The following is a 7989-nucleotide window of genomic DNA, read 5'->3' as shown; positions in this document are numbered from 1 at the left end:
CGTGGAAAGCGGGGTGCGGCGGCGCTGCCGTGTCCACCGGGAAAGCGGCTCGGCAATTCCGGGACGGCCGAGGATTTCATTCCCGAATTCGGCGCACGGCCAGGCGGGTACGTGTGAATCAAATCGTCGAGAGAAAACGTCGGGGCGCCTGGGAGATGCGGAGGCTGCGCCCGGACGGGACATGGCCGCCGGAACAAAATTATGCACGGCCGCCACGGGCGCCGAAGCGGTTCCGGGCGATTCCGGGGAGAAAACCCGGAACACGCCCTGACCGCAACCGTCCGGCGCCCGGATCACGACCAGGAGGCGTGCGCGCCGCCGGGCGGCCCGATCTCGACGTGGTAGTTCGCCAGTTTGCCGCCCAGCCACCGCAGACCGTCCGGGTCGTCCAGTTCCCGCGGCGGCTCGCCGGTGGTCTCGACGAGGTCGCTGTCCGCGCGGCTGTCGAACAGCACCAGCGACTCGTTGGGGTGATCGAGCCGGGACGACCAGACGAAGCCCTGCGCCCAGTCCGCCTCCGCGCGCAGCCAGTGGCCCCAGCGCCTGGTGAAGGCGTACTCGGAGGCGTTGGAGTCGACCAGCCATCTGTCGCTCTGCTGGACGGCGTTGAGGTCCGGGACGCTGCGCAGGGACACCAGCGTCACATCACGGGCCAGTCGGACCTGGGAGAGCCTCTTGCCCTCCACCTCCTTGCGCGGCAGGATCCTGGGATTGCCCATTCCGTCGAATCTCAGGTCCCTGACCAGCCTCTCGACCAGCGCGGTCACCGGCCGGGGAGCCGCGTACAGATACACGTACTCGTCGTTCGGGGTGCTGTCGAAGCGTGCGCCGCCGAAGTGATGGTCCTGCACGGTCGTGTTGAAGCGGTCGGCGTCACGCCTGCGGGAGTGAACCCGGTACAGAACCTTGCCGGCCTGCCACACGACTCGCCGGGGCTCCGCCGTCCCCTTCTCCGGCAGCCTCGCACCACGGGCCATGTCAGTCCTCCTCCCCCACCGCACCGGCGGCGGCCAGTAGTTGGTCGTCCAGACCCACGCCGAGCAGGGTCGCGGGCACGGCGTCCAGCCAGAGATTGGGGCCGAGCCACCAGTCGGCCACACCCCAGGGATCGAGGGCCGCGCCCAGCAGGCCGTTGATGGTCAGCACGAGGGGGCGCGGCCGCCCTTCGCCGTCGAACTGGAAGGCGGGGAGCAGTTCGACGCCTTCCCGGGACCACAGCCGGATGAGTTCCGCGCCGTCGGCATCCACGCCGAAGGCGTCCCTCAAGTCGACCGCGGTGAGGGCGGGTTCGGCCAGGAGCCGGTCCCGCGCCGAGGCCCAGCGCCGCTGCGGGGCCGGTACCGGGGCGGCGCCGCCTTCCCCGGCGCCCCCGTGCGGGGCCGGACCCGCGGTGCCGCCGACCGGGTTCGCGGCGCCGCCCGGCGAGATGTACGCCACGAGCGCCTCGTGCGGTGCCTGCGCCGTGGACGCGGCGGTGTAGCGCCTGCCGACGGCGCCGCGCTCCGCGTCGGGCAGGGCCGTGCGCAGATGCGCCGCCACGGCCCGGGTGACCGCCCTCAGCCGGCGCTCGTCTCCCCCTTCGGCCACGAGATCCAGCAGGACGTCGAGTTGTTCCCGGTCCGCCGGCCTCAATTTCTCCCGTATCGCCTGTGGTTCCGACACCAGCGCGGCGATTAGCCGTTGCTCGTACTCTTCCATGGCCCCCCTCCCGGAATACGGACGGAGACGTACGCTAGTGAGCTACGGTTCCTTTGGCAATTGGACTGCCACGACGGCAGATTCGGGCGGGCCGCAATTCACGATGCGGGCAGGGGGCGACCATGAGCACCGGTATTCATGGTTCAGGTGATCATTTCGAAGAGACCGCGGAACCGGAACCCGGCGGGCGGAACACATACGGAAACGAACACCCGTGCGCGGAATGGGGCGGGGAGACGAGCACGAACGGGACGGGCGCCGGCGCCGGCCGGCACGGCCCCCCGGTGCCGGACGCCACCGGCGGGGGCGGCGGCCGGGAGGAACGGGTGGACCTGGCGGTCCGCCTCCTCGGACTGGCCGAGGAGGCACTGGCCGCGGAGTCGGCCGAGGGGCCGGCGGCCGGGGAGAGACCGGCCGGCGCGGACGTGGAGCGGGCCCTGGCCGCGCTGACGGAGGCGGAGGACGTCCTGTGCGCGTTACGCGGCTCGGCGACCGGGCCCGAGGAGCTCCGCCGGCTGTCCGAGGTGTCCCTCTGGGCAGCGGAGATCCGTTACGCGTACGGACGCGGCGCCCACGACCTGGACGCCGTGATCGACCTGCTCGACACCCTGCTCGCCTGGGCGGCGGAGGACGAGGCCGCCTCCGCCGCCGCGGGCGACCCCGAGCCGCCCGCCCGGCGCGAACGCGTCGAGCTCTCCTGCGAACTGGCCCTGAACCTCACGACGCGCTGGAGTCTGAGCGAGCCGGGCGAGCCGCGATCGGGCGACGCCGATCGGATAGCGGGTCTCCTGGGAGGCGTCCTGACGGAGCCGGACTCTCCGCTCGTGCCCGACCCGACCCGGTGCCGGGCCGCCCTGGGCCTGGTGCTGTCGGACCGCTCGCGCGGCCCGGACCACTTCACCCCGGAGCGGCTCGCGGACCGCCGTACGGCCCTCGGCCTGCTGCGCACCGCGCGCCATGCGGACGATCTCGACCCCGACCTGGTGCCGCCGGTGACCTTCGACCTCGTACAGCTGTCGGCCATCGAGCTGTACGACCGTGTCCAGGACGACCCGTCCCCGGCGGTCAGGGACCGGGCCGCCGCGGAGGTCGTCGCCCTGCTGGACCTCCTGCGCGACCTGCTCACCGACGACGGACCGGCGGGCGCCGACGCGGCGGAGCTCGGGGCCGACCTGTGCGATCTCCTCGTCGACCTCGCCACCACCTCGCACGCCCAGGGCACGGCCGTCGACTGGTACCGCGGGGCACTCGCCCACCCCGCGCTCCGGCCCGGGACCGCGCTCGACGTCAAGGGCCGGCTGGCCTTCGTCCTGTGCCTGCGCTCCGAGGAGAACCGCGCCGCCCGGCGTCCCGGCGACCCCGCCCCGGCGAAGGACCGTGCCGCGGCGGCCACCCTGTTCGAGGAGGTCCTGGCGCCGCGCCCGGAGGTCACCGGGGCCGCGTTCGCGGAGGACGGGACGACCGGTTCCGACCCCGCCGCCCCCGACGACGAGTTCGTGGCGAACCTGTCCGGCCTCGTCCAGGTGCTGTGGCTGGACCAGTCGGAGGGGCTGCTCACCGATCAGGGCGTGGACCGGCTCGCCTCCCGGGCCCGGCAACTCACCCGGCTGATCGGGCCGGACGACACCGACCGCGCCGAGCTGGTGCTCAAGGCCGCGATCACCCTGGCGCAACGAGCCGTCGCACGCGGTCTTCCCCTCTCGTACGACCTGGGCAACATCGCCCTGGTCACCGGAGGGCCCGATCCGAACCTGTCCCTGGAACACACCACCCCCCAGGTGGTGTCGGACCTGCGGGAAGCCATCGCCCTGCTGCGCACGGGAGTCGGCCTCTACCACCACGAGGACGAACTGCACCTGTACGCCCACGGCATGCTCGGCCTGGCGCTGCTGCTGGACTTCGCGTGCCGGCTGCCCACGGTGGAACACACCGTCCTGCGCGAGGCCCTGCGGTTCCTGCGCGTCGCCCTGGAGCGGCTGCCCGAGCAGAGCGGGATGCGGGACGAGGACTTCCAAGGAGCGTTCCTCAGCGCCCTGATGTACCAGGTGTGGTTCGCCGAGCCGTTCACCGGGGCCGGGCCGGGGCAGGCATCGCTGCCGGACGTGGCCGGCTTCCCGAGCGTCGAGGACGACCTCCAGCTGCTCTCCTCGATGCTGGGCTCCTCCTCCGCCGTGCGGGAGGAGCCAGTCTTCGTCCATCTCTCCGTCATGGTGGAAGTCCTCCGGTCTCCCGGTGACCTGCCGTCCACGGAGGACTGCCGGGTATGGGCGAACCAGCTGCGGCAAGCCGCGGAACGGGTCGTCCACGAGGCCTGGGGACTGCGGGTGGCGATGCTCGGGGTCGCGGGCGCTCTCGGTCTGCGTGTCGTCCAGGCGGGTTCGGCCACCGCCGCGGAACGGGCGGCGACGACGGACGCGCTGCGGCAGGCGCGCGACCAGCTGCCCCCTGGCGCACCGCTGCGGGACATGCTGGACGGGGCGTTGCGGCAGAACGCGGCCGGGGACGTCCGGGAACTGATCCGGTGGCTCTTGCGGGCCCCCGGCACCGCGGGCGACGCCCCACGGCCGGGTACCGCCACGCCGTCTCCTCAGGGTCCCGGCGCCGCGGAGCCCGGCGCCAGCGGGGTGCCGCCGACGCCGGCCGGGGCACGTGCCGAAGCGCCGGTGCTCGACCTCGCGGCGGCCGTTCTGCTCGGGGACGGCTCGCCCGACCCGTTCGCGCTGCCCTCGGCCCGCGTCACCGAGTTGGTGGGCACGGCGCAGCCCCTGAGCGCGGAGGCCGCCGCGACACTGGCCCTGCTGCACCACCGCCAGTGGCTGCGCGCACGCGACGGTCAGGATCTGGACTCCGCCGTCGTCCTGATCCGGCAGGCGCTGACCGCGCTGGAGGCGCGGGACGCCGCCGGTTCGGGCCCGCGGCCGGCGCTGGCGGACCGGTGCGCGGAGTTCCTGGCCCGGCTGCTTCTGGACCGTCATCTGATGCTGGGTGACCACACAGATCTCGACGCGGCCGTGCGGGCGTACGGCTCCCTGCTGGAGCGGACCCCGGAACACGCTGTTGTACCGCCGCTCGGCGACCTGCTGGCGGCGGCGGGTGACCCTCGGGTTCCCGCGCGTCTGTTCCGGCCCGGCGCCCAGGGGCGGGGCGCGCCCTTCCGTGCCGAGCTGCTCGCCGCCGCGGGCACCGCCCTGCTGGTGCGGGCGCGTTCGGGCCGGGGTCTGCCGGACGCGGCGGGCGCCGACGCGCCGGCCATGCTGAGTGCGGCGCTGCGCGCGCTGCCGCCGCAGCACCCTCGCGTTCCGGCCCTGCGCACGGAGCTCGCCTGGTGCGAGCTGGAGCAGGCGCGCGACAAGGGCGACGCCGTCGCGCTGCGGGGAGCCGTCGACGCGCTCATGGGCATCGCCAGGGAATGCCCGGCCGCCGGTTCCCACCGCACGGGCGTTCTCCTGCGGTCGGCGGCGGCGCTGTGCCTCCTCGTCCGTACCGACGGCCATCCGCCCGGCCAGGGCGCGGAGGGGCTGCCGCCCGCTCGGCCCGAGGCCGGGCCGGGGGACCTGCTCGACCAGGGCATCGACCTGCTCCGGGAGGCGGCCGAGGGCGGCCCGCACGAATTCCACGGCTCGCGCAGCCGCTGTCTGTACGGCCTCGGCATCCTGCTGCTGACCCGGCATCTGCGCACCGGCGACCGCGCGGACCTGCGCCGGTCGGTGGCGGTGCTCGGGGAGGCGTGGGTGGTGCTCAACGCGACGCCGGGCGACCCCTTCGCCGTCGTGCTCATCAGGGCCCTCTCCCAGGCCCACCGGGCCCATGGCCCCGGGGACCGCGAACACCGCCGGGAGTCGCTCGCGACGGCCAGGTCCGCCCTGACCACGCACGGCCGTGCCGTCCTCCTCCAGTCCGGTGCGGGACACGGTCTGAAGGCGGCCCGCACCGTGGCCGCCGACATGCTGCGGCTGGTCCGCTGGAGCCTCGCGGACGAACTGCCCGAGTCGGCGTTCGAGGCGCTGGAGCTCGGTCGCGGTCTGGTCCTCAACTCCGCGACGGTGAGCGTCACGGTCCCCGAACTGCTGCGCGAAGGCGGGCACCTGGATCTGGCCCGGCGCTGGGAGGTCAGTTCCTCGGGCGACGACCACCGCAGTGTGCCCGACGGCCTGCGCCGCCGGGTGCTGGAGGCGCTCGCGGGCAGCGCCGCCGAGAAGCGTCTCGTCTCCGCCCCGCATCCGGGCCAGGTCGGGCAGGCCCTGCGGAGGCTGGGAAACGACGCGCTGGCCTATCTGGTGCCCGGCGAGGCCACGGAGCCGGGGCACGCGGTGGTGGTCACCGCCACGGGAGCGGTGCACGCACTGCGGCTGCCGGGGCTGACCGTGCCCTCGACGGGACCACTGGCCGCGTACGTCCGGGCCCTGCGGGCGTTCCAGGAGGCCGGACGCGAGGAGAACCGGCCCGCCCCGCACCATCCGCAGGTGATGCACGAGTTGCACCGGCGAAAGCTCCTGCGGCTGGAAGACGAGTGGCACGAGGCGCTCGACTCGTTGTGCTCCTGGGCGGGCGAGGCGGCGATGGGACCGCTGCTGTCCGCCGCGGCCCGGTGGTGGCCCGGCCGGACGCCCTGTCTCGTCCTCGCTCCGGTCGGCGCGCTGGGCATCGTGCCCTGGCACGCGGCCCGGTGCCCGGAACCGTCGGACCGAGCGGTGTACGCCTGTGAGCGGGCCGTCGTCTCGAGTTGTGCCACGGCCCGTCAGCTCGTCGAGGTCGCCGACCGGCCCCGGGCGCCGGTGGGCGCGGGGTCGGTGGCCGTGGTCGCCGACCCGGGCGGCTCACCGACGATGCACCGGGAGGCCGCCCTGGTCGGGTCGCTCTATCCGGAGGCGACCGTGATCGGCGGACTGGGCCGGTACCCCGACTCCGACGACATCGCGCCGAGTTCCCCGCCGCTGCCGGCCGAACCCGGGTCGCTGGAACCGTTCCTGCCGGGCCGCGGGGCCGTCCCCACGGCGCTGCTGCACATCAACTGCCATGCCGACTCGGCCCCCTCCCCCACCGACTCGGTCCTCCTGCTCGACGCCGCGCGCGGGGTCACGATGACGGTGACGGACGTCCTGGCGGGCGCCGCGGGCCGGGACCCCCGGATGCCGGGGGGCACGGTCGTCCTCGCCAACTGCACGAGCGATCTCACCCTGAGCGATCACGACGAGGCGCTCACCCTGTCCACGGCCTTCCTCAGCGCGGGCGCGACGGCCGTCGTCGGTTCCCGCTGGGCGGTCGCCGACGACCCGCGCACCACCCTGCTGATGCTCGTGCTCCACCACCACCTCAAGCGCGGCGAGCCGGCCCGGGACGCGCTCCGCGCGGCCCAGTTGTGGATGCTGGACCCGGACAGGACGCTGCCTCCCGAACTGGCCCGGCACGAACATCTGACACGGAATGCGGACGAGCGCCGTCTCGACGAACTGGAGGTGTGGGCCGCGTTCGCCCATCACGGACAGTAGGAGCGCTCGGACCGGCCGCCGTCCGGGCCGCTCACGGGGTGGACCCGCCGATGCCCAGGTCGCGGCGCATCTCCTCCCGCAGGGCGGAGAGCAGCCCCCACGCCGTGCGCACCCGCTCCTCGCAGTCCCGCGCCGTCCGGTCGTCCGGGGCGGAGGCGGCGAGGAGCTGCTTGAGCAGTCCGTAGCCGCCGTTGAGGCGGCGGCTCACGACGGCGGCGGTTTCCAGGACGGCCGCCGGGACCAGCATCTGGGCCTCGGCGTAGCACGCCCGGAAGGCCGTGCGACACGCTTCGAGGCGTTCCAGGCAACCGTCCACGTCCGTGCGGGACTTCATGGCGTGGACCAGACCGACCTGGGCGGTCTGGTACTGCCGGGCGGCGGTGTTGAAGGAGATGTAGCAGGCACGACGGCGCTCCAGGTTCTCCAGTTCCCGTGCCTCGGCGCGCTCCACCGTCCGCGTGCGCTCGGCGTGGGCGCGGTCCTCGAGCTGCTGCCGCCGCATCGTGTCGAGTTCGACGAGCTTGATGCGGTCGGCCCGGACCTGTGTCACCAGCGCCGCCCCCAGGGTCCCCAGCACACCGACGACGGCCACCAGTAAGGGCCCCCACGTCTCCCCCACGCGCACATCCTCGACTCTTCGTCGTCCCGATGCGTTCCGGACCATCATGGCGGTCACGCATGCGGGCGGAAAGGGCACCTGGGGCGTACCACCCTCTTTGGGCTGGGGAGGGACGGCCCGGTGGGGCGGTCAGGATCGGTGGAGCCAGGCGGTGTTCGGGTCGCGGTCCCCGAGCACCCGTTC

General features: G+C 74.0%; 4 protein-coding genes. 1 reads left to right on the top strand and 3 read right to left on the bottom strand.

Annotated features, from left to right (window positions below; translation table 11 throughout):
* Window positions 1-293: 293 nt before the first annotated feature.
* Together ACFW2E_RS35430 and ACFW2E_RS35425 are read right to left on the bottom strand one after the other, a co-directional pair.
* On the bottom strand, window positions 294-977 hold the full coding sequence (locus tag ACFW2E_RS35430) for an RES family NAD+ phosphorylase (protein ID WP_384472663.1): 684 nt from the start codon (window positions 975-977) through the stop codon (window positions 294-296).
* A 1-nt stretch (window position 978) separates the two neighbouring features.
* Window positions 979-1698 carry a DUF3168 domain-containing protein gene (locus ACFW2E_RS35425; protein ID WP_384472660.1) on the bottom strand — a complete coding sequence of 240 codons (720 nt, stop codon included), beginning with the start codon at window positions 1696-1698 and terminating at the stop codon, window positions 979-981.
* 284 nt (window positions 1699-1982) lie between these two features.
* Here ACFW2E_RS35425 and ACFW2E_RS35420 point away from each other — a divergent pair, with 284 nt between their 5' ends.
* Complete coding sequence (locus tag ACFW2E_RS35420; protein WP_384472657.1) at window positions 1983-7187, top strand: CHAT domain-containing protein; 5205 nt, start codon at window positions 1983-1985, stop codon at window positions 7185-7187.
* Window positions 7188-7218: 31 nt separating this feature from the next.
* Here the strand turns inward: ACFW2E_RS35420 and ACFW2E_RS35415 are convergent, their stop codons facing one another.
* Entirely contained in the window at window positions 7219-7806 is a 588-nt protein-coding gene (locus tag ACFW2E_RS35415) for a hypothetical protein (RefSeq protein WP_384472654.1), read from the bottom strand.
* Window positions 7807-7989 lie beyond the last annotated feature (183 nt).

It is taken from the genome of Streptomyces sp. NPDC058964 (assembly GCF_042741275.1).
Lineage (GTDB): Bacteria > Actinomycetota > Actinomycetes > Streptomycetales > Streptomycetaceae > Streptomyces.
Note: the sequence above shows the minus strand (reverse complement) of the source record. Positions and strands in the feature narration are given on the sequence as shown.

Excerpts from the sequence above, each read along its gene's own strand:
- ACFW2E_RS35425 (WP_384472660.1), bottom strand. The coding sequence starts at position 1,698 with ATGGAAGAGTACGAGCAACGGCTAATCGCCGCGCTGGTGTCGGAACCA.
- ACFW2E_RS35430 (WP_384472663.1), bottom strand. The coding sequence starts at position 977 with ATGGCCCGTGGTGCGAGGCTGCCGGAGAAGGGGACGGCGGAGCCCCGG.